We start from the raw sequence: 22096 nt of genomic DNA on the forward strand, positions 1-22096 counted from the left end.
ACTAGAGGTGGTCTCAAAACCACAATAATTGCGGCCCAAACCACAATAATTGCAACGAAACTGCAAACAAGCATTCTGAAATCCACCTCAGCGAGATTACTGGCAATCCGTCAAGTATCACAGCTTAACGCTGGGAAAAAGACTCCAGGAATTGATGGCAAAACAACCTTATAGCCGTCCACGAAAGCTGCCACAATTATATCCACATTTAGCATTTTGCGAAAACGCTCGAACATCGCTAGTTGGATGCCTAAGCCAGAAAGTTAGTTGCATTCCAGCAAGCTTGCGATCGCCCTTACTAGCTCTTCTGGCTCGACAGGTTTGGTCAGGTGAGCTTGAAATCTGACTTGCAGTGTCCGCTGCCGAGCAACGTCTGAGGCATAGGCGGTTAGCGCGATCGCCCGTCACTTAGTTGAACTCCATAACGGTACAATTTCTGCCGAAAGTGCTGGATTATCTGTTCGTAGGTATCACAATGAAGTCGAAATCTCTCAGAAGCTATCCGAAAAACCTTGAGGAGTCGAATCAGATGTTCAACAAAAATCCGATTACTAGAAAAAACTTTATTTTCGGCTTTTTGCTCTGCACTTAATTCTCCATTCCGGGGTTTCTTATGTTGTCGTTTCTAGCAGTTGGTTGGTGCCGAGATAGCACTTGTATTGTGTTTCAACAGGAATAATAACGTGTGAAGCAGCGACTAAGCTCATAATGCTTAGAATTCCTAGAGAAGGCGGGCAATCAATCAAAATATAATCATACTGGGCTAGGCGGCGAGAGAACATAGGCGATAGGTAAAATTTACCATTTTCCCTATTCATGCAACAACGCCCTTTCGATATGCCATAGGCTTGCCAGCCGTCATAACCAAGCATAAAATCTCCGGTTGAAAATTGGGGATGGTTAGATTTCATCACTTGGCTAACTGTGCCACCGACCATCACAGACCCCAGACCCCAGTTCTACTGGAGCAGCATAAGACTCGCGGTCGTATGAGCGATCGCGCATATAAGGGTCAAGGGACAGACAGATCGTCCGATTAAGAACTTCGCCTTCCCCTGGTTCTGGAATTGGTGTTTCGACAAGGGCGAAGTCGCTTTCTTTCGGTTCTCCAATCGGACGGCTTTTGAGTAAGATTTGTTGGTTAATTGAACTAGTCATTGGTTGTGCGTGCTTATTTGCTGGTTTTTTCTATCAAAACTCCAAGTCATCTTGAAAGCACCCTTGTTATATTAGCTTGTCTAATGTAATAGGCAGATCGCGAATCCGTTTGCCTGTAGCGTGATAGACCGCGTTGGCGATCGCGGCTGCGGCTCCAACCGTGCCGATCTCGCCAATTCCTTTGGTGCCAATCGGGTTGAGATGCAAAGCTTCTTCCTCGACAAAAAAGGCATCAATGGGGGGAATATCAGCATTCACCGGAATCAGGTACTCAGCGAGATTCGAGTTCACAATTCGTCCCGAATGCGGATCGACGATGCTCTGCTCCATCAATGCCATACCGATGCCCCAAATAATTCCGCCAATCAACTGGCTGTGGGCAGTTTTGGGGTTAACGATCCGTCCGGCAGCAAATGCGCCGACATAACGGGTGACTCGTAGTTCGCCTAATCCTGGATGAAATTGTACTTCGGCAAAATGTGCGCCGAAGGAGTAGTGAGTAAATTTCTTGGTTTCTTCATTAGGCTGAACCTGTTCCTGTGCTGAAATCGATTCCATTTGGTGCTGCTGCAAAATTTCTACATAGGTCTGTCCTTGAGTAGGATTATCCTTGAGGTAGCAACGTCCATTATCCACCGTCACCTCAGCTTCGGTATGCCCGTAAAGAGGAGAGTTGGGATTGTTGAATGCTAAATTGAGCAGTTTACGCTGTAGGGATGTGGTAGCAGCATATACCGCAGACCCAACGCTAGCAGTTGTCTTAGACCCAGCTGCAACAGGAGCTTCGGGCATCTGAGTATCGCCTAGTTCAAACCGAATCGATGCCACCGATAGCCCTAAGGTATCTGCTGCAATTTGCTGCATGACCGTGTAAGCACCTGTGCCTGGGTCGCAGGTACTACTCTGCACGAGGACATTGCCATCAGCAAACAGTTGAGCCGAGGCAGTCGTCCCAGAAAAGCGGGCATCATAGGCCATCGTTGCCATTCCCCAACCTACAAGGCGATCGCCATTTCGCATAGAACCGGGTTGTGGGTTGCGCCGATGCCAGCCGAATCGCTCTGCGCCTTGCTGATAGCACTCCTTGAGCGACTTACTAGACCAAGGATCTCCCGTTTCTGGGTCAACGTCGGCGTGATTACGTAAGCGTAGTTCGATTGGATCGATTTGTAAGGCGTATGCCAGTTCATCCATTGCCGACTCGATGGCAAACAACCCTGGTGTTTCTCCAGGCCCACGCATAGTATAGGGGCCGCTAAGATTGCTGGGAGCGAGACGGTAAGTAGTGGTAACGTTCGGGCAAGCGTATATTTTGCGGCTAGTGCGCTCGACTGGTGCAACGACCCGATTATCAAAGGTTGAAGTGCGAGCGATCGCGTGATGTGTCAGCGCTGTCAGTTGCCCAGTTGAGGTTGCACCTAACTGAATGTGGTGTTGAATGAGCGGACGGTAGCCGACACCTGCAAATTCCTGTCGGCGAGTCAGAACCAGCTTGACCGGGCGATTGACCTGACGAGCAGCGATCGCTGCTAGTACTACGTGCGTCCAAGCAGGGCCTTTGTAGCCAAAGGAACCGCCCACAAACTGCTGAATCACGCGGATTTTTTCACGCGGCATTTGCAGCCACTGTGCGACTGCATTCCGAATGCCGTAAACCCAGGTAGTCGGTTCGTATAACGTCAGGAAATCACCCGACCAAACTGCGATCGTGCCATGAGGTTCGATGGCGTTGTGGTGCTGCATAGCGGTAGTGTAAATCTGGTCGATCCGAACAAAGGCATCTGCCAGTCCCTTTACTGAATCACCTTGGACGATATCTGGTGGTTTTCCCCAAACGTTATCGGGTGGAAAGGCACGTTCCATCGCTTCTTGCATCGTTACCGTAGGTGGTTCTTCTTCATAACGAACCTTTACTAGTGATGCGGCACGATCGGCCTGCTCCAAAGTTTCTGCAACCACAACCCCAATGTGTTGCCCACTATAATAAATTCGGTCATCTTGAAGCGGAATATACTGCTCTCCCGCACCTCCTCCTTGACTGGCACTATCTAATGTAACTCTTGCAGGTGCAATTGGCGGCGCATTCAGATGTGTGAGTATTGCCAGTACACCGGGAGAAACTTTGGCTGCTTTTGTATCTATCGACACAATGCGTCCGTTGGCGATCGTGCTGTTAATTAAGACTGCGTGAACTAAGTTAGGAATCGGCATTTCGGCACAGTAATGTGCGCCTCCGGTCACTTTTAGCCGTCCGTCTACGCGATCGACTGCTTTTCCAATTACCGGATTCATTGCTCACCTCCTGTAACCTTAAAGAATGCCTGTACTAGCGTGCGCCGCAGCAGTTCTACTTTAAAGTGGTTGTATTGCTGTGGTTTAGCATCGTGGATTGTTGCAAAAGCGGCTGCTTCAAAAGTGGATGCATTCGCAGGTGAACCGATGAGAACTCGTTCTGCCTCAGTTGCTTTCCAGGGTTTTGTACCAACTCCACCCAAGGCAATCCGTGCATCGGTAATTTGACCATCTTGAACGTCCAAAGCCGCAGCTACTGAAACCAGAGCGAAATCATAGGAGGTGCGATCGCGCACTTTCAGGTAATGTGACCTAGCCGCAAAGGGTAACGGCGGTAATTCAACGGCGGTAATCAGTTCTCCGGGTTCCAAGACGGTTTCGCGATCGGGAGTGTCTGCTGGCAATAGGTAAAAGTCGGCGATCGCAATCTGCCGAGTTCCATCCGCGTTTTGCGTGTGAATAATGGCATCCAGGGCAACTAATGCCACCGCCATATCAGAAGGATGGGTGGCAATACAGCAGTCGCTGGTGCCGAAAATGGCGTGAATGCGATTGTAACCCCCAATGGCAGCACAGCCTGAACCGGGGATACGTTTGTTACAAGATGAAAATCCAGCATCGGTGAAGTAATAACAGCGAGTTCGTTGTAATAAGTTTCCCCCGACGGTTGCCATGTTTCGCAGTTGGGGAGATGCTCCAGATAAAAGTGCTTCAGACAACACCGGATACTGTCGCTGAATATTCTCGTCGTATGCAACATCACTATTTCGCGCCAGTGCGCCGATGCGAATTCCGCCGTTGGGTAAGCGTTCAATTTGCGATCGCGGCAAATCATTGATGTCGATCAACTGCTGTGGAGTTTCCACACCTTCCTTCATCAGATCCAGCAGATTCGTGCCACCTGCAATAAATTTTGCCTGATGGTCTTGGATCGCAGTTCTCACCGCGATCGCTGCGTCTGATGCACGTAGATAGTTAAATGGTTGCATCCCCCGCCCTCACGCTTGCTGCTACAGACTGAATTGCTGCGACAATATTTGGATACGCTCCGCAGCGACAAAGATTGCCACTCATCAGTTCTCGAATGTCTGCATCCGAGTCTGCTTTGCCTTCACTTAACAACCCGATTGCCGAACAAATCTGCCCAGACGTACAATAGCCACACTGAAAAGCATCGTTTTGGATAAATGCTGCCTGCATCGGATGGAGTTCGTCTCCTTGTGCCAATCCTTCGATCGTGGTAATGGTTTTTCCCACCTGCATCACTGCTAGCGTTAAACAGGAATTCACCCGTCGTCCATCAATCAGCACCGTACAAGCACCGCACTGACCACGATCGCAGCCTTTTTTACTTCCTGTAAGTTCTAACCGTTCTCGCAATAAATCGAGTAATGTCACACGCGGTTCAATTTCGACCGTGTAAAGGCGATCGTTAATTTGGAGGGTAACTGAGACTGTTTCTCTTTGCAGGCGATCGGTTGGTAGAGAGAAATTTGTTGATGTCATCATCCTTATTCCTTCTGGGTTAAACACTCCTCAATCGGCCATCCGAACTGCTCCCACATAGAAAGTTTGTTCCATTCCTTGATGAACTCGGCTAATTTCCCGTTCTCTACCCTGAATAGCTCAATGTTTTTCTGCTCTTGCGGTGTATAGTTGTTTATCATCTTCCCCATGCTTACACCCTCCTTGGATTTTTAGAATTATGATGTCAGGACTCATAGACTCCAATCAGCCGTGCTTGCTCAATCACATGGTCAGCGATCGCATTAAGCAGTTGCTCGCGGTTGATATTTGGCTTCAGGTCAAGCTCTGCATCTAGGGCATACAACCAGAAATAGTAATGGTGAGGCCCATGTCCCTTTGGTGGAGCCGGCCCGGTATACCCTGGCTGATTAGTACTGTTCATACCTTCAGTAAATTTACTACCACCCGCCTCGGCAATCTGGTTAACCGTTGGCCCAATCCCATAGATTAGCCAGTGAGTAAACCCCTGTGGCAGGGGCGCATCTGGATCGTGGCAGATGAGTGCTAATTGCTGGGTTCCGGCTGGCAGTCCACTCCATTCCAAGGGAGGTGAGATGTTTTCACCGTCGCTGGTATACTGTTTCGGGATACGCTCACCAGAAGTAAATGCAGGACTGGAAATCTGTAAATCCTTGATATTCAACGCCATTGTCTATTTCCTTTGGCAACAATCAGTGCACCTGTTACAACGGCCAAGGGACGGGTCAACGTCTGATTCATAATCTTCAAATTACAAGCTTTTAACTCTTACCATCCTACGGAAGCAATAGTGCGATCGCGTCTTCCTAGTGAAAGAGAACAACGGGAGCAACGCGAAAAAGTGAGATCCTCGTGAAATAAGCAGGGGGAGAAAGAGTTTGAGCCTTATTTACTTTTCTTTACATAGTTTGGTTTTATTGCATCGACTTACTTAATTGCTGAGATAACCAGTCCAAAAACTGTTGAAAATATTCTCCATTAAGTTTTGGATATTCATGTTGAAAATGTTTTCCCGTTAAGGGAGCGATCGCATCATCATTTATTTTTCGGTTGGCACCTGAGCTACAAACAGACTTGCTGGCAGAATCTACCCTAGACTCATTACATAATTTTGATTATTAGCTCCTGCGCAATCGCTACTTTAGGTTTATTCCAACAGTGCAGCCGTTATTATCGGTGCGACGATCGTTACCCCTCTGATGTTGCCAATTCGCGGGTTAGCTTTTGGTGCTTTGCAAGGGGATAATTGCTGTAGCAGTAGGCACGATGTTAGCGGTGGCGATCGCCTTGATTCTGGGTTTGCTGGTGGGATTGCCCAGCTATGGTAGTGAAGTGTTAGCGCGATCGAGACCAACGCTGTTAGATTTGGGAATTGCGATAGCGGCTGGTGGTATTAGTGGCTACGCGAAAATTGAGACAAAAATCTCTGGTAGTTTAGCGGGAACTGCGTTTGAGTGTCCGAGCAAGAGAACCTGTCACACCTCGGCAAGTGGAGTTATTAGAAGAATTTATCAAACGAGAGATGAGGCAACCATTCACTCTAATTTTTGAAGTTGGTCAAGTGGAGGAAATTAGAAATTCTGAACCCACACCCTGAACTTGCTAATTTGGCATGAATGAAGAGAGAATCTATCAGTCAAGTCAAACTAACTCTCTAAAACGCAATAGTGGATGTTACCGAATTAGTCAAAGTTTCAATTATTCTCTTGGTTGTGGCTACAGGAGTAGCTTTGCTGTCTCGAAGGTTGGGAATCCCTTATGTTACTGGTTTAGTATTAGCAGGTTTGCCCATCACTGAGTTATTGTCTCGTCGGATTGGTTTAAATCCAACCCTTGTTTTGGATCTTTTCTTACCAATTCTGATCTTTGAAGCTGGTATTAATACAGATGTCAGCCGCTTACGCAGTACCTTTAAACCAATTGCCTTACTAGCTGGCCCAGGGGCTGTGATTTCCAGTGTGATTATTGCCGTCCTATTGAAATTTGGGCTGGGACTGAGTTGGATACCTGCGTTATTTGTCGGAGTAATTCTGGCAAACACTGATACTGTTTCCATGATTGCTGTATTTAAGGAGATACCAGTACCCTCGCGCCTTTCCACCATTGTTGAAGGAGAAACTTTATTCAATGACGCTGCTGCCCTTGTTTCCTTCAACTTGATCGTGCAAGTATATTCAACAGGCTCACTCACATTTATCGAGGGAATCCAACAGCTGCTATTTATCTCTTTAGGAGGCTGCGTTGTCGGGTTAGTCTTGGGCTACTTGAGTATACCTGTATTCGCCCGTTTAGATGATGCCCTTGGCAGTCTTTTACTGACAGTCGCAGTTGCATTAGGAACTTTTCAGGCTGGGCAATTTCTCGGTGTATCAGGCCCTGTGGCTGTAGTTGTTGCTGGATTGATTTTCGGGAATTTTGGGCTTTCTCGCAATATTTCTGCTTCTAGCCGCATCACCTTGTTGAGTTTCTGGGAATATGCCAGTTTCACTGTCAACACCTTTATTTTTCTGTTGATTGGTGTAGAAATAAATTTGGTAACGCTTTGGAAAACTTTACCTGCAATTCTACTTGCAGTTTTGGCTTTTCAAGTCGGGCGAGTTCTTACAGTTTATCCGCTACTAGCAGTGGTTCGTTGGATTGACCGCCCAATTCCGCTGCGCTGGCAACATTTACTGTTTTTAGGCAACATCAAAGGTTCACTCTCAATGGCTCTGGCATTGAGTTTACCTATAACACTGCCAGGGCGAGAAGTCCTGATAGCTATAGTCTTCGGCTGTGTGCTGGTGTCGTTAGTGGGACAGGGTTTAAGTTTGCCTTGGGTGGTAAAACGTTTAAAATTATCTAAATTTTCCGAAATTCAACAACAAGTTGAAGAGCTGCAAGCCCAATTGATGACGGGTAAAGCAGCACAAGATGAATTAGATAGTCTGTTGAAATCAGGGGTATTACCAAAAGCCGTTTATGAAGAGATGCGTTCAGCTTATCAGGTACGAATTGCCAGTGCAGAAAAAACACTGCGGGAATTATATAATCGTCGCCCTGATGAGGTGGAAGGTAGAAGTGGCAAGAGCAGTAAACTTGAAGCCATTCGCCGCCGTTTACTGCTGGCAGAAAAAGGAGCGCTCAATGAGGCAATGCGGAAGCGAATTCTATCAGAAGAAATTGTGCGTGGACGGATACAAATTCTTGATGAACAATTGTTGAAATTGGAAGACGATTAAATATCAGTAAATCGCAAAGTTTTTTCCAAGAGAGTGAACGTCAAGATTTTGTAAATTGAGATACATTTTTTGCTGAACTATCTGAAATCGGAGGTGAGGAGTAATTACTTTTACTTATATGAAAGCAACTTCTCAAGTGTTCTAACCACATGAAATATAAATACCTTTAACAGTACCAAAAAGTTTTCAGACATCCTCTTAGCTCGACTTTATCCATTTTTTTCACAACGCGATATCGCTTAAGCTGAAACCTTTGTAGGACAGTAGTTTTGCTTTTTTAACTTCATCGATAATCTGTGACGTTGAAAAAGTATTTGCCGAAAAGCTAAGGTTTTTGTCGGATAAAGAAAACCGAGTTCTTAATTTTGGATAAAGTCGAGCTTAGAGGATGTTGGTGATTGCGGAGGTGTATAGATGAGAATAACTGTTGAGGAGTTGTTGGAGCAGTATGCTGCTGGGGAAAGAGATTTTACTGGAGTTGACATTTTTCTGGAATTGAGGGAGGAAGGAATGTATGGCATCAATCTGAGTGGAGCTAACTTCAGATATGCCAACTTGCAAAGACTTATTACCTGTAGCCAAGGAATCAATTTGAGTGGCTCTGACTTGAGAGGTGTCAACTTGGAATACGCTCATTTTGAACGAGCCAACTTGAGCGGGGCTGATTTGAGTTACACCAACTTGCGGCGAGCTTGTTTTGACAACGCCAATTTGAGTAGAGCCGATTTGAGTGGCGGCACCTTGGATGAGGTTATTTTCTTCAAAGCTAATTTGAGGGAAGCTAATTTGAGCGGTTCTAGCTTGAGCCAAACTTGTTTCCTTTGTGCTGATTTGACTGAAGTTAACTTCAGTTTTGCCAGGTTTTATCAGACCGACTTCTCCGAAGCTAATTTGACTAGAGTTAACTTCAGAGGAACTCAGTTGGAAATCATCGATAATATCGAAAGTCTTGTACTCTGTGAAAGAGTTGTTTTCAAAGATACTCTTTTCAAAGATACCATCATGCCAGACGGTACTATCAGAACTAAATATATTGACTGAGAAAGCTATCAATTCTGTGTCGCCTAGAAGATATGTAAATAATTAATATTGAATGCTCAAATTAAGAAAATTCAGGACAAAGTTTCTTACTTTAATTGCTGTAAACGAGCAATGTCAAGAGGAATATATTCCCATGCGGAGCATAGGAACGAGGAATTAACTTGATTAGGAATTACGTTAACGTCCCGTAAAGCGAGTCCGCGTACTCTGTAAGAGTTGCAAGCTACACTTTTAGCGTCTGGTAGAGAGCGTGATTACGAATTATTTTAAAAGCGATCGCTTATTGTTATTTTGACTTTTAATTACCCTACTAGGACTGATAAAAGAAATTCCTTGTTGAAAGTCAGTACCAATCATCACTGCCTCTACTATCGGTTCGGATATTTCGGTTTGGGCTACCCACTCGACAATGAAGTTTGCGCCTAAACCTCCACTGGTGTCATTTCTATTGATAAAAAAATCTGTAGAAGCTAGGGCATCAAGTTGAATAGGGCGCTCCAAATACTGTTTAACTAGTTTCCCTTCTGAGTTATAGTAACGCACAGAAGTAATAATAATTGGATTAGTCAAATCTGTATTCCGAATACTAAGCGTAACTGCTAACTCAAAAATCTCTTGGCGATTGTGATGATAGATATGAGAGTAGACCGGAACATAAAGAGTTTCACCGCTTGCTATCTTAAAATTCTTATCCAGCGTCACTGTTTTTTGCAATGGGACTGCTGGAATGGCATTGGGTTGTGACTTGGGTGTTGATTGACAAGATACAAGAAAAATAACAGCGATCGCTAAAAAAATATATCTATACAGCTTCATCAAAATTCACCAATTTTTTTATATGTGTAGCTAACCCTACCTAATAAACAGTTTAGGTAGGAACTGCGCTCAACATTTTTGTTCAATAAAATCAATGACTTGATGTAAGCATCTTGGTTTAGTCACAATCAGCACAGTTGAATGAGGTTCCAGTATTGTACTGCCGTTAGGAATGATTAAATCTTCGTGGGGATGGGATTGATAGCCAATAATTAGCGAACCAGTAGGGAATTGGGAATCTTGAGCAATTTCGGCAACGCTACGACCAGCAACATAGCAATTGTTGGGGATGGAAAGTTTCAGAACCTCAATCTGTCCCTGCTCAAAATGCATCATTGATTCTACTTGTGGATACTCAATGGCGTTCACCATTGTTGAAACTGATAGTTCAACAGTACTGACAATATGGTTAGCTCCAGCTATCCGCAATGGTTCGACAAAATCGGGGTGGCGCATCCGACTCAAAATATGGGTGACACCGTAGTGTTTCGCAAGAGTTACCATTGCCAAGTTTAAGGCATCACTTCTCAGAACTGCTGCCAAGGAACCGGCTTTGCGAATCCCAGCTTCTAACAATACTTCTGTACTCACAGCACTGCCTTCAAAAGCCATTGCTCCTACTTGTTCGCGGGCGTAGCGGCAAGCAATAGGGTCAATGTCAATTACAGCAACAGTATGCCCTAGTTCTACCAGTTTTTGCGCTAAACTTAAGCCCACTAAGCCCGCTCCACCAATCAGTACGTACATAGCTGTTCTTGATACTCTGTAACTTCTTGTTTCACTTTATAGATTAACAAGCAAATGAAGATGTAGCTTTGTTCCCAATTGCTCTGAACAAAATCCCAGTAAATCTTTTTTATAACAGGGATTTACAAATGCAGATTATAACCTTACAGTCCCACTGCATCCACGCATCTACAGCCTATCACCGAGTGGCAGGAGCATCAGGACAACCAAATGACATTGGTAATGGCATTATCCTTAAATATCATTACCATTGCGTTCCAGTGATTGCTAATTTTTGCGATCGCCTGTGCAATTCGGTATCGGTATATTTTTTAATAAAACTCTTTAAGAGCCATAAAAGTCTATGACTGCAATCAAACACTTAGCAGTGGCAACAGTAGTTGGTTTTTCCCTGAGTTTGCTTACCACGGGCCAAGCCTTGTCCGCCTCCTTCACCTTTACAAAAATTGCTGATACTAAAGGCCCGTTTTCCTTACTGGAGGGCGATCAAGGGTTAGAACCCTCTATCAACGATGTAGGCACAGTGGTCTTTCGGGCTAATCTGAAAGCGGGGGGCAGTGGCATATTCACTGGTAACGGCACAACGATTACTACCATTGCTGACTCGCGCAATCTACCAGTTAAAGAATTCCAACGTCGTCCCTCCATTAACAATGCAGGTACAGTCGCCTTTTCTGCTTTATTAAATACAGACGACATTAATGGTGTATTTGTCGGTAACGGTGGAGCGATTACTACTATTGCTGATTCCAATGGTCCCTATGGACTCAGTAGGGGTGGTGGTTGGTTTCCGTCTATTAACAACTCAGGCATAGTGACATTTACTGCTTCTTTAGATGCAGGAGGAGCTGGTATCTTCGCTAGCGATGGTGGGGCAATCACTACTATCGCTGACAGTAGCGGCTTTTCTGACGTTGGGATTAGCGACATCAACAACAACGGCGCAGTTGCCTTTCGGGGTGTCCCTGTGGACGGTGCTGAAGGTATTTTCCTCAGCAATAACGGGACGATTACTACTATTGGTGACTCTAGTGGTCCCTTTAGCTTTTTAGTGGAGCTTTCTTTAAACAACAAAGGCACAGTAGCCTTCAATGCTTCGCTAGATGCGGTGGCTAGTCCCGTATTTACTGGTGATGGCATCTTTACTAGTAACGGTGATACAATTTCTACCATCGTTAATTCCAATGGAGCCTTTACAGGCGTTACTTCTCCTTCAATCAATGACAGGAATACAGTAGCCTTTCAGGCTACTCTAGCAACCGGGGGCGAAGGCATTTTCATCGGTTCAGACCCAGTGGCAGATAAAGTTATCGCTACTGGCGATTCTCTCTTCGGTTCCACGGTGACATATCTTGCTTTTAGTACTAAGGGGCTGAATAATTCTAACCAACTCGCGTTTGCAGCTGGTTTGGCTGATGGGAGCTTCGGGATTTTCCGTGCCCAGCTTGAAACTGAACCCCCAGCTTCTGTCCCTGAACCCTCTTCTGTTTTAAGTCTATTAGCTTCTAGTGTATGTGGTACAGGTCTATTGCTGAAGCATAAACAGAAAAAACAAAAATAACATAAATCATCTTCGCTCCCACATCCGTTCTGCCACATTATTCTTACACTAGACCTATTGCAAAAGTCACGTCGCTTTGCTCTGAATTCAAAATTCAAAATTCAAAATTATTATTCCCATAACCTCAGTTCGGGAAAAGTCAGGTTTATTCACCTCTAACTAGCTAAAACAACACAAGCACGTTAATATATCCCAAAATCAAGCAACGGTGTAATGAGGGTTTCAGTTGAGCGTTTTTTCTGACTACTTTTTATCTAAGTCGCATTAAAATGTCAAATTCACAAATTCCAAAGAAGGTATTTTCAATTGTAATTTTTGAATTGGTATTTTTCGAGTAACTCTTTAACTTGAGCGGACACTAAAGGATGTGGATCTTTTTGTAACTGGGGGAGGATTTGCAGGAGAACGCGATATGAAACCATATTTAAATATGCGATCGCAGCTTCTCTGACAAAGCCGGTGGGATGACGCAAACTCATTAGTATCTCAGAACTGGTCAGTCGGATGCGTGTCACTTGAGCATAATGAAAACAACAAGCTAGACACCAATCAGAAAGAAAATTACCTAACATCAGCAATCTGTGGAGGCGATCGCTAACTATCATGTTCTCATATTCTACGATCTTGGCTTCGACAAGATATTGCAATTTTTCTGTTTGTGGTCGGTTGTCTAAAATATTCAGCAATAAAGATTTTGAAGGCAAAGTTATGGTATGCTCTAAGATTTCTAACCCCCGCGCTAAGTTTACCACTGAGAGCGATCGCAGATTGAAGGATGCTGCTTGCATCTTTTCTGGCGAGTAAAGCAGTTTCAGTAAGAGTAGCAGCCGCTCTTTGACATCTAATTCCAATTCTAGAAGGGCGCGTTGCAATAATTCCGAGACAATCACAATCCTTTGATTGGATTGATAATTTTCTTTTTGGTCTAGTGTTTGGAAGTCAATGTATGCGGCGTAAATTTCACCTAAAAATTTTAATTCCTGCTTAATTAAATTTTCTACCCGACTTTCATAAAATCGATCTACTAAACCTTTAATTCCTGGTTGTTTGTGGATTTTTAGTAAGCTGCGGAGAATATGATCTCTAGTAGTACCCCAAGAGATTTCCAAGTTTTCCCATAAAGTCTCCAATGCTTGCTGGGTTCCGACTTGAGCAATGGTACGCCAAGCATACATCCGCACTACTTCTGGTTTGTAAATATTGGTAGCCAACCGCAACAGCATTTCTAAAGCTTCATTTTCTAGCCGCACTAGGGCTGACATGGCTGTGCTGCGGGTTGATTTGTAATAAAGTGCTGCAATCAGTGCCGAATAGTACTCTTCTAAATGAGTGGCTGAAATCATTTCTAATACGGCACAGCGCACCCGTAACGACTCATCTTGTAATAAATTCGGGATATGAATCCGCAATGCTTGCAAATAAACTGCTTCTCTGAGCGCTCTGACTCCATTCATCCGTTCCCGTTCTTGCTTATGAGTCAGCATCCGACGCATGGTTTGAGTAGCTGCTACCTTTTGCATCGGCGTTCCCTGGCGTAAGACTAAAGCGGCGGCGGTGGCGCGGATGAGTGAGTTTTGTCGGGGATGTAAATATCCTTCTAAGAGGCTTAAATTGGGATTTGGTTCAGCCAGCCAAACGTAGCGCAACGCTAAAGCAAAAACTTCGGGGTTCGTTTCTTGGGATTCTTCTAACAAAGGACGGATGGCAGCTAAATAAACCGGGTTTACGCCTCCCATCAGCATCACTTCCAAACTTTGGCGCTGCAAATCTGGAGTTAACTTCACTAGTAGCGGGGCTAAAACTTCCGCCGCGCCTTGGGAGTCAATTTGGGCTAAAAGTTCAATACAAGAGCGTTTATCAGCCTCAGAGCCTTTTTCTGCTAAAGCTTTGACTACACCCTGTTTGAAAAATCGCAAGCCGACATTGCTTGCACTCAAGTGACCCCGCGCCACACTCAAGACTAACAGTTCCACATAGCGCGATCGCAATTCCCAAACTACTGTTAAACAAGTGCCAGTTATCAGCATGGTTTCTGCTACTAACACCCATTTTTGTAGTGATACGGGTACAAACCGCCCACAAACCAAGATAGTTACAAAAATTAGCGCTCCTGTCAAACCTGTGGCGATCGCTTCAGCAGTTCCGCCAGATAAAGTCTGCATCCGGCTACGAATTCCCTCTGGAATCGGTTGGTACAGAATGGGACCGCTACTCATAACAAAGGTGTAGCGCAGAAGTTCATCGCAGAATTTGACAGTTATCAAACCCCAGAAAAAGCTTTGCGATTGGATGGCTGGAATTAAATGCAGTAATACCAGCACTCCTGGGAGTGAAAAGCCGACGGTGATTGGTAAAAGCGTCGCAGTGAAAAATACCCCCATACGTTCGATCAGTCGGCTGGAAAAAAACCACTGCAACAACAACTCACACAGTCCCAACATCCCACCAAAAAGACCCAAAAAGCTCGCAAGTTCTCGGTCGCTCAAATTGGATTGGAGTTCGCGCAGATACTGAAAATCTATTAACAACCCAATAACTTGCAACAGTCCCACAAAAGCAAACAACTGCCAGACGTACCGCTTCAGCGGACTTTTAATGAAACGCTCTCGTGAAGCTTGTTGTTCAGGAGCTAGTCTTTGTGGGGTTTCAGGAAAAGCTGCTCGATAGTGATGAGTTAAATAGAATAGAATTCCCGATCCTAATAAAATCACCATACAGGCGATGAGGACGATCTTATTCAGCGTGGTATATTGCAATAGCCAAGGTAAACTAAAGCCACTGATCACATCTGCTACTAAAAGCCCACTACTCACCAGTGGGTAAGTCCGTTTAATCTCCCGAATATTAAATATTTGGTTGGCGACGATGGAGGTGTTGAGGTCATTGACCACATAAAGTGCATCTACCCATAGCCGCAGCAGAAAAGCCGAAATCACTGCCAGATAGGAAAAATGCGATCCCCAACGTAATACAACTAATAAAACTAATGGCATCAACATGCAAGGTGCGATCGCCACAATTACCCGACGTAAGGGAAAAATCTTTTGCAGCCAAGAGTATAAAAAAACCAGTCCGGCACTCATTGCCGCACTAGCAATGTACATCCACGGCAGTAGATGAGTCCCATATTCATCCAAAAACAGCGCCACCGTACTGTCTTCTGCCCACCGCAATCCTACACAGACAATTGTGTAAAAAAGAAACATTATTTGGGTGCGTTCGCTCTCCTCTGGTCGGAGATTCACCCACTGTAGTAGTCGTGGTAAAGCAACTTTATTTGCAGCCAACCAGTGATTTTTCAGTTCCATGCAGTTTTATTTTCTGGTAGTATCACCGCGCATTGGGAAGCGGGGCAGGGGGCAGGGAGCAGGGGGCAGGGGACAGGGGGCAGGGGGCAGGGAGCAGGGAGCAGGGGGACAGGGGGAGAAAAATACTTTTTGTCTTCCTTGTCTTCCTTGTCTCTCATTTCCTGGAAATAGCAAAAGTCCTGAGCAACTGAGTATTATGTTTCCCATTCAGTCTTCAGGACTATCGATTTTAGATAAATTTAAATAACCTCAAAACTTTGGGCGCATATTGCATCGAAAAGAAACATCAAAAAATCCCCTGGCTAGAAGTCAGGGGATTTTCAAACTTGGTCTATTAAACAGTTAGAGAATTATTTTTTAGGCGAGATGAGCATCATCATGTTTCGTCCTTCTTTTTTAGGCGCTTGTTGAAGCTCACCAAAAGGCTCTAAATCCGTTGCCATTCGCTTGAGCAAATCTTCTGCTAGGTCGCTGTGTTGAATTTCTCGACCCCGGAACATCACAGTTGCTTTGACTTTATCGCCATCTTTCAAAAAGCGCTCTGCTTGCTTAACACGCACATTGTAGTCGTGTTCTTCTATTTTGTAGCGCATCTTAACTTCTTTGACATCAGCCGTGTGCTGTTTTTTCCGGGCTTCCCGCGCCTTTTTCTCCTGTTCAAACTTGTATTTCCCGTAGTCCATAATCCGACAAACCGGCGGGTCAGCTTTATCGCTGATTAGCACCAAATCTAGCTCTTTTTCTTCTGCTAGTTGTAGTGCTTCCTGTGGGAGCATAATTCCCAGTTGGGCACCGTCAGTGTCAATGACCCGAATTTTCGGGAAGCGAATTCGTTCGTTAATTTGGGGCAGATCGCGAGTTCTTTTCTTCTCAATCACAGCCATTATGATTTGTAGGAGCTCTTAAATGAAGGATTTAGTGTGGTCTAAATTGCTATGCCTCAGAGGCAAAATACAGAAGTAACTCAGGACTGAAAACATAGTCTCCAGTTCTAGGGTAACTAATCTATAAAATAGTTGCCTCGTTGTATTTGTCATTTTACTCAGTCTGAGAGAATTTCTCTGCAATAGTTAATCTAAATTACACAACCTAGACTCATATTAAATATTATTACAATTATTTAGCAAGACTTTTGGCGATCGCGTAACCGCTCACTGTAGGCGATCGCATTGAGCAACATCATCATAACTTGCCCTTAAGCGTTTTCATTAAAGAGTCCAGTCTTGGTGATGGTTCGTGGGCTTTTAGAGAAAGCATTATCTCCCCAACCCCAAATCTTTGATGAAAACCTACAGCTGATAAGAAGCCGTCAAAGCCACTGCCAAAGCATCCGCAGCATCATCCGGCTTAGGAATTTCATCTAAATCTAACTCCCGCGCCACCGCTTCTTGCACTTCTGACTTATCAGCATTGCCATAGCCTGTTAAAGCTTGTTTAATTTGAGCCGGAGTAAACTCTACATAAGGAAGACGACGCTGCCCCAACACTAAAATGACTATACCCCGCGCCTGTGCAACCAGGATAGTACTTGACATCCGATAGAAGAAGAGTTTCTCGATTGCCACTAAGTCTGGTTGAAATTCCTCTATCAGGGTGTGTAAATCATCAAACAAGGTACATAAGCGCTGGCCCATTTCTACATCTGCTGACGTTTTAATTACTCCAAAATCCAGCATATTTACTGTAGTCTCTTGCACCTTTTTGAGGTTTTGTGTACAGCTAATTGCCCCAAATCCTAAAATTGCCAGTCCTGGATCTAATCCTAAAATTCGTTTTTCCATTAAATTCACTTTTATCAAGCCAGGGTATTGTTTAACTAGAAATCCTGGCAATGTTCACGACTTGCTCTTAGTCTAATAGGATTGATAAATATAATAGTTTCACGCCTGGTTTTTTAAACCAAGCGGTGTAAATTTTCTGTTAATTATTGTTTGTAGCACTGCTCCAAATCAGGTATGTCAATTGGTTTTCTCAGACAAGCCCTCAACGCCCTGCAAAAGCAGTCGCGCTCTCGTACTTCCTATCGAGTTAACCAGTGGTTCAAATGGTTATCCCCTGGACTATCGGTAAAACGTTGGTTGTTAATTAGTGTTGGGGGTGTACTGCTGGCGAGTTTGGGGTTAGCCATTTGGATTAAGCTAACCCCAATTTTTTGGATGATTGAGTTGGTTAGAGGTTTCTTGGGAGTAATCACCAACCTCTTACCGAACTATATCAGTGGGCCTTTGGTACTGCTTGGCGGCTTGCTGTTAGTGCTTTGGGGGCAAACTCGGACTGTCGGCTCAATTACTAAGGTACTAAGAGCAGAAGGCGGAGAGGAACTCATTGATGTCTTGCTGGCCCATCGTCGATTGTACCGAGGCCCAAAAATAGTGGTAATTGGTGGTGGTACGGGACTTTCTACGTTGTTGAGAGGACTGAAAACCTACAGCGCTAATATTACCGCGATTGTCACTGTCGCCGATGATGGTGGATCTTCTGGGCGTTTGCGTCAAGAATTTGGAGTGCTACCACCAGGAGATATTCGCAATTGTTTGGCTGCACTAGCAGATGAAGAAAAGTTATTAACAGAATTGTTTCAATACCGTTTTCGGGCTGGAGATGGGTTAACTGGTCACAGTTTTGGTAATTTGTTTTTAACAGCAATGAGTGATATTACTGGAGATTTAGAACAAGCAGTTGCAGCCAGTTCTAAAGTTCTAGCGGTGCGAGGACAAGTACTACCAGCAACTCTCAGTGATGTTCGCCTTTGGGCAGAATTAGCCGATGGTCGTCGGATTGAGGGGGAGTCTAGTATTCCCAAAGCTGGCGGTAAAATTGTCAAAATTGGCTGCATTCCGGCTAATCCTCCTGCGGTGCCAGCAGCTATTAAAGCAATTAAAGAAGCTGATTACATTATTATTGGCCCAGGTAGCCTTTATACAAGCTTAATTCCTAATTTATTAGTACCAGAAATTGCCGATGCGATCGCTCAATCAGATGCCCCCCGTATTTATATCTGCAATATCATGACTCAACCAGGAGAAACTGAAGGCTATACTGTTGCCGATCACATCAGAGCAATTGATGCTGCTTGCGGACAAAGACGACTATTCGATGCTGTATTAATACACAAAAAATCTCCTTCGGAGCAATCACTTATCCGCTACGCCCAACAAAACTCTCATCCCGTTTTCCTCGATAGAGAAGCCGTAACTCAACTAGGGCGACGGATTGTTCCAGCTAATGTTTTGTATGAAGATGAAACAGGTTTTGTACGTCACAATCCGCAGAAACTAGCACAAGTGTTATTACGGTGGTACGGTAGAGGTCATCACTTAAGATAAAAAATTAGTCATTTGTTCTTTGTTTAGACTAATGACTAATGACTAATGACTAATTATGAAAATTTTTCTTGCAGATACAGAAGCGACGCTGCGCTTAGGTATTACTCTTGGCGAATCCCTGACACCTGGCAGCGTGATTTTACTAGAAGGTGATTTGGGCGCTGGTAAAACTACTTTAGTTCAAGGCATTGGTAAAGGTTTAGGAATTGCTGAACCCATTGTCAGTCCTACTTTCACGCTGATTAATGAGTACACTGAAGGACGCTTTCCCCTTTACCATCTGGATTTATATCGCTTGGAACCGCAAGAAGTCGCAACCCTAAATTTAGAAAGTTACTGGGAAGGTGTTGAAGTGATACCAGGAATTGTGGCAGTTGAATGGGCAGAACGATTACCCTACAAGCCAGATAGTTATCTGAGCGTGAGTTTGACTTATGGATATGAAGGCACTCGTCAAGTCGAACTCACACCATTCAATTGTGCCATTAGCAAAATCATTGCCGCAATTTAAGCTCATCTCCCGCCTAAAGTACGAGGGATTTCAGTTTTTTGACCGCAATACTCAAAAATTCCTGCAAATAATCGAGAGAGAACTTTACACTCGTCCTATCTGCCACTACCACGTTCGCCACCGTCAGTTTCTAACATTGTTATCTCAACCAAAACAAAAATATTTAATCAGCTTTTCTTCAATAGAAAACTGGTAGTCAGCTTTGCTGACACCTGCTCCTATAAATTTAGGAGAGTTCCCAACACACTGGCTTTCTTTAAAAGGGAGACTATTTTTTCTTTCACTCCCTCAAATCCAGGCGGGGTTATCTTATCCGAATAGTATTGAACCTAAAGTGATTCTTAACTAAATAGGATATATGAATCAAGCAAGTGTAAATAAACTGTTGTTGGGGTCAATGAAAGTTTTGAGAGAACTTAGTCAGCTTCGATTGAATCTGATTAGTTCCCTACGTGGTTTAAAAAAGGAATCTAGATTATTTAGCAGCGAATGCTAGTAAAAAAGTTAAACAATCATCAGTTTATGTATAATTTTAACTTTTCTCACACTTAGTATTCCCAAGTTAAGTTCACAATCTATACAAAAAAATAAAGTATTTTATAAATTCACAAAATTAGTTCTAATAATTTTAACTAGCAATAAATTCTTATATTCACATCTGTAATTAACACCGATTTCAATAAAATATTTAACTAAAATATCTCGTATTTATACATATTTTATCTAGAAATACAAGACACAAAAAAAGCAAACCATCTAAAAATACGGGGTTTTATCTGTGCACTGAACTTTTTGTTACACCTATCACTTCAGAATCAAGTAAAAATGCTTAATTTACGACTAAACGCCGTAGATTAAGCATTTTTGCAATGGGTAGAGTCTTAATGCTTGTCGGGTTTTGGGAGGGGAAAGAAAAAACCTTTAACCTTTAGCCTTTAACCTTTTCCCCAAATCCAATTCCGAGTTAAAAATCCACAAAGCGTGCAGTATTGGGTAGAGTCTTTTGTCGAACAAGTGCAGACTCTTAACTAGTTGATGCTACTTTTGTTACAAATCTTAACCAAAATTCTATTCCGATATATCGCGATATATTCCGATATATCGTATATTAGAGAAAGTTGATTTGAGATTTACTTATGTTTAGACATTTTCGGTCACGTTTTGGCGCACCTGCATGGGCAGGAGTTAGCGAAGAGGATTCATTGCTTGTCAGGTCTTGGTTTGGACATGGCAACCATCATGGCAAGCATCATGGTAGACATCATGACAAACGCTTTGATAATGAAATGTTTGGTCGTGGTTGGGGAGATGAATACCGGACTCGTCGGGGTGACATCAAGTTCATTCTGCTGGAATTGTTATCTGAGCATCCTAGTCATGGTTACGACCTGATTAAAGAGATGGAAACTCGCTACGGCGGTTTCCGTCGCCTCAGTCCTGGCTCAGTTTATCCAACACTCCAATTGTTGGAAGAAGGAGGTTATCTCAAGAGCGCACAGGAAGGGGGCAAGCGGATTTATACGATTACGGATGAGGGTAAACAATTATTGGCAGAACGTTCCCAACAAGAACCTTCAGACACTCCTTGGGATACCTTCAAAAGTTTTGTTACAGGTAAGCCCCAAGAGTTTATTGAGTTGCGGAATGCCGCCACAGAGTTAGCTGCTGCGGTGGCGCAGGTGGCTCGTAGTAGCAATATGGAGCGGATAAATCGGGTGCGCGAGCTTTTAGAGCAAGTTAAACGGGAAATTTACGCGATTCTGGCTGAAAAATAAGTAGAGGCTCGTAGTAAGACATTAGTCCTTAGTTTCTAAGCAGCAAATTGCTTACTACAAATCCTCTAGTACTTTGCTCACCCTGTCGATCGCATTAGCGTTCGCTGTCCAACATCTGCATTTGATGTCGATCGTAACGAGTGCCTGCGATCGCAGATGCAGGAATTGCTGCTTCAATACGGGTTAGTCTTCTGGGGATAGATTTACATGGAGCTAGGGGAAAAATAGTTAGACCATTGAACCAAGTTGGCGATGTTGAATTTTATTTTGGGTAGTCATATAGGGCTTCTCAGTTGTTTTACTACTAGCTTAGATTCAAAATTCTTCGCATCTTTGCGTAACTATACGCTGCCTGTAGGACGCACGATAATCTCATTCACATCAACGTCATCCGGTTGTTCGATTGCAAAGGCGATCGCTCTGGCGATCGCTTCCGCCGGAAGCGCAATCTTGCGGAATTCCTCCATACCTTTGCCAGCTTCGGGGTCAGTAATGCTATCGGCTAGTTCCGACTCCGTTACACCCGGTGAAATAACTGTAACGCGAATGTCAGTATTTTCCTGACGCAGCCCCTCCGAAATTGCCAACACCGCGAACTTAGTTGCTGAATAAACAGCGCAGGTTGGCCAGACAGCATGTCCGCCGATGGAGGACAAGTTGGGGACTTCCAAAGAATAAATTGTCCCAAAAATTAATCTTTTGGCAGTTACTCAATAATGATAATCATTATTAAGGGGAAGAGAGCGGCAGCCGTCGGCTGCCGCTCTCTTCCCCCCTTTGTAAGCATGAAAAAATCTACACTCGCACGAGCAAGCCGCAAAGTGAAGTTATGTT

At 44.1% G+C, this 22096-nt stretch carries 20 protein-coding genes and 5 pseudogenes; 10 read left to right on the forward strand and 15 right to left on the reverse strand.

Annotation, left to right across the window (positions count from 1 at the left end; genetic code table 11):
* Nucleotides 1-51: 51 nt before the first annotated feature.
* Nucleotides 52-171 (forward strand): annotated as a pseudogene (locus ACR5KR_RS10430) (reverse transcriptase N-terminal domain-containing protein); the annotation flags it as partial.
* Nucleotides 155-346, forward strand: coding sequence for a hypothetical protein (locus ACR5KR_RS10435; protein WP_445626650.1), 192 nt, complete (start codon nt 155-157; stop codon nt 344-346). The pseudogene ACR5KR_RS10430 and the gene ACR5KR_RS10435, both read left to right, overlap by 17 nt.
* Nucleotides 347-388: 42 nt before the next feature.
* Here ACR5KR_RS10435 and ACR5KR_RS10440 read toward each other — a convergent pair.
* The 9 genes and pseudogenes from ACR5KR_RS10440 to ACR5KR_RS10480 form a co-directional block, all read right to left on the reverse strand.
* Nucleotides 389-556: pseudogene (locus ACR5KR_RS10440) on the reverse strand (hypothetical protein); the annotation flags it as partial.
* A gap of 64 nt (nt 557-620) precedes the next feature.
* Nucleotides 621-812, reverse strand: a pseudogene (locus ACR5KR_RS10445) (AAA family ATPase); the annotation flags it as partial.
* 66 nt (nt 813-878) lie between these two features.
* Nucleotides 879-938 (reverse strand): annotated as a pseudogene (locus tag ACR5KR_RS10450) (hypothetical protein); the annotation flags it as partial.
* A complete protein-coding gene (locus ACR5KR_RS10455; RefSeq protein ID WP_445626649.1) occupies nt 919-1158 on the reverse strand; it encodes a hypothetical protein in 240 nt (79 codons plus the stop codon). The pseudogene ACR5KR_RS10450 and the gene ACR5KR_RS10455, both read right to left, overlap by 20 nt.
* 66 nt (nt 1159-1224) lie before the next feature.
* On the reverse strand, nt 1225-3450 hold the full coding sequence (locus ACR5KR_RS10460; RefSeq protein ID WP_448266461.1) for a xanthine dehydrogenase family protein molybdopterin-binding subunit: 2226 nt from the start codon (nt 3448-3450) through the stop codon (nt 1225-1227).
* On the reverse strand, nt 3447-4439 hold the full coding sequence (locus ACR5KR_RS10465) for an FAD binding domain-containing protein (protein WP_448266463.1): 993 nt from the start codon (nt 4437-4439) through the stop codon (nt 3447-3449). Before ACR5KR_RS10465 ends, ACR5KR_RS10460 begins: the two co-directional genes overlap by 4 nt.
* Nucleotides 4426-4959, reverse strand: coding sequence for a (2Fe-2S)-binding protein (locus tag ACR5KR_RS10470; RefSeq protein ID WP_448266464.1), 534 nt, complete (start codon nt 4957-4959; stop codon nt 4426-4428). The genes ACR5KR_RS10465 and ACR5KR_RS10470 overlap by 14 nt, the downstream gene beginning before the upstream one ends.
* Before the next feature lie 2 nt (nt 4960-4961).
* Nucleotides 4962-5126 (reverse strand): hypothetical protein, encoded by a 165-nt coding sequence (locus ACR5KR_RS10475; protein ID WP_448266465.1) that lies wholly within the window; start codon nt 5124-5126, stop codon nt 4962-4964.
* Nucleotides 5127-5161: 35 nt separating this feature from the next.
* On the reverse strand, nt 5162-5626 hold the full coding sequence (locus tag ACR5KR_RS10480) for a YbhB/YbcL family Raf kinase inhibitor-like protein (protein WP_445626645.1): 465 nt from the start codon (nt 5624-5626) through the stop codon (nt 5162-5164).
* A 389-nt stretch (nt 5627-6015) separates the two neighbouring features.
* Here ACR5KR_RS10480 and ACR5KR_RS10485 point away from each other — a divergent pair.
* The 3 genes and pseudogenes from ACR5KR_RS10485 to ACR5KR_RS10495 form a co-directional block, all read left to right on the forward strand.
* Nucleotides 6016-6553 (forward strand): annotated as a pseudogene (locus ACR5KR_RS10485) (DUF389 domain-containing protein); the annotation flags it as partial.
* 70 nt (nt 6554-6623) lie between these two features.
* Nucleotides 6624-8177: a cation:proton antiporter gene (locus tag ACR5KR_RS10490; RefSeq protein ID WP_448266467.1), complete on the forward strand. Its 1554-nt coding sequence runs from the start codon at nt 6624-6626 to the stop codon at nt 8175-8177.
* A gap of 414 nt (nt 8178-8591) precedes the next feature.
* A complete protein-coding gene (locus ACR5KR_RS10495) occupies nt 8592-9218 on the forward strand; it encodes a pentapeptide repeat-containing protein (RefSeq protein WP_448266469.1) in 627 nt (208 codons plus the stop codon).
* A 261-nt stretch (nt 9219-9479) separates the two neighbouring features.
* On the opposite strand, the gene ACR5KR_RS10500 is transcribed toward ACR5KR_RS10495, so the two are convergent.
* Both ACR5KR_RS10500 and ACR5KR_RS10505 read right to left on the reverse strand, forming a co-directional pair.
* Nucleotides 9480-10034, reverse strand: coding sequence for a DUF3124 domain-containing protein (locus tag ACR5KR_RS10500; RefSeq protein WP_448266470.1), 555 nt, complete (start codon nt 10032-10034; stop codon nt 9480-9482).
* A 69-nt stretch (nt 10035-10103) separates the two neighbouring features.
* On the reverse strand, nt 10104-10781 hold the full coding sequence (locus ACR5KR_RS10505) for a potassium channel family protein (RefSeq protein WP_448266471.1): 678 nt from the start codon (nt 10779-10781) through the stop codon (nt 10104-10106).
* Between the two features lie 128 nt (nt 10782-10909).
* Between ACR5KR_RS10505 and ACR5KR_RS10510 the strand changes: the two genes are divergently transcribed.
* On the forward strand, nt 10910-11128 hold the full coding sequence (locus ACR5KR_RS10510; RefSeq protein WP_448266472.1) for a hypothetical protein: 219 nt from the start codon (nt 10910-10912) through the stop codon (nt 11126-11128).
* Entirely contained in the window at nt 11125-12342 is a 1218-nt protein-coding gene (locus ACR5KR_RS10515) for a DUF7453 family protein (RefSeq protein WP_448266474.1), read from the forward strand. Before ACR5KR_RS10510 ends, ACR5KR_RS10515 begins: the two co-directional genes overlap by 4 nt.
* Before the next feature lie 302 nt (nt 12343-12644).
* On the opposite strand, the gene ACR5KR_RS10520 is transcribed toward ACR5KR_RS10515, so the two are convergent.
* The 3 genes from ACR5KR_RS10520 to ruvC form a co-directional block, all read right to left on the reverse strand.
* Nucleotides 12645-15650: an MFS transporter gene (locus tag ACR5KR_RS10520; protein ID WP_448266476.1), complete on the reverse strand. Its 3006-nt coding sequence runs from the start codon at nt 15648-15650 to the stop codon at nt 12645-12647.
* A 350-nt stretch (nt 15651-16000) separates the two neighbouring features.
* Nucleotides 16001-16534, reverse strand: a complete 534-nt coding sequence (gene infC, locus ACR5KR_RS10525; protein ID WP_322673183.1) for a translation initiation factor IF-3 — start codon at nt 16532-16534, stop codon at nt 16001-16003.
* A gap of 405 nt (nt 16535-16939) precedes the next feature.
* Nucleotides 16940-17431, reverse strand: a complete 492-nt coding sequence (ruvC, locus tag ACR5KR_RS10530) for a crossover junction endodeoxyribonuclease RuvC (protein WP_322668374.1) — start codon at nt 17429-17431, stop codon at nt 16940-16942.
* A 174-nt stretch (nt 17432-17605) separates the two neighbouring features.
* On the opposite strand from ruvC, the gene ACR5KR_RS10535 reads away from it, so the two are divergent.
* From ACR5KR_RS10535 to ACR5KR_RS10545, 3 genes are all read left to right on the forward strand, one after another.
* Nucleotides 17606-18976, forward strand: a complete 1371-nt coding sequence (locus tag ACR5KR_RS10535) for a gluconeogenesis factor YvcK family protein (protein WP_445626596.1) — start codon at nt 17606-17608, stop codon at nt 18974-18976.
* Nucleotides 18977-19031: 55 nt separating this feature from the next.
* Complete coding sequence (tsaE, locus tag ACR5KR_RS10540; RefSeq protein ID WP_448266477.1) at nt 19032-19487, forward strand: tRNA (adenosine(37)-N6)-threonylcarbamoyltransferase complex ATPase subunit type 1 TsaE; 456 nt, start codon at nt 19032-19034, stop codon at nt 19485-19487.
* Nucleotides 19488-20623: 1136 nt separating this feature from the next.
* On the forward strand, nt 20624-21262 hold the full coding sequence (locus ACR5KR_RS10545; protein WP_448266478.1) for a PadR family transcriptional regulator: 639 nt from the start codon (nt 20624-20626) through the stop codon (nt 21260-21262).
* A 341-nt stretch (nt 21263-21603) separates the two neighbouring features.
* On the opposite strand, the gene ACR5KR_RS10550 is transcribed toward ACR5KR_RS10545, so the two are convergent.
* Nucleotides 21604-21933: an SDR family oxidoreductase gene (locus tag ACR5KR_RS10550; RefSeq protein ID WP_448266479.1), complete on the reverse strand. Its 330-nt coding sequence runs from the start codon at nt 21931-21933 to the stop codon at nt 21604-21606.
* Nucleotides 21934-22096 lie beyond the last annotated feature (163 nt).

Source organism: Nostoc sp. DSM 114159 (genome assembly GCF_053470285.1).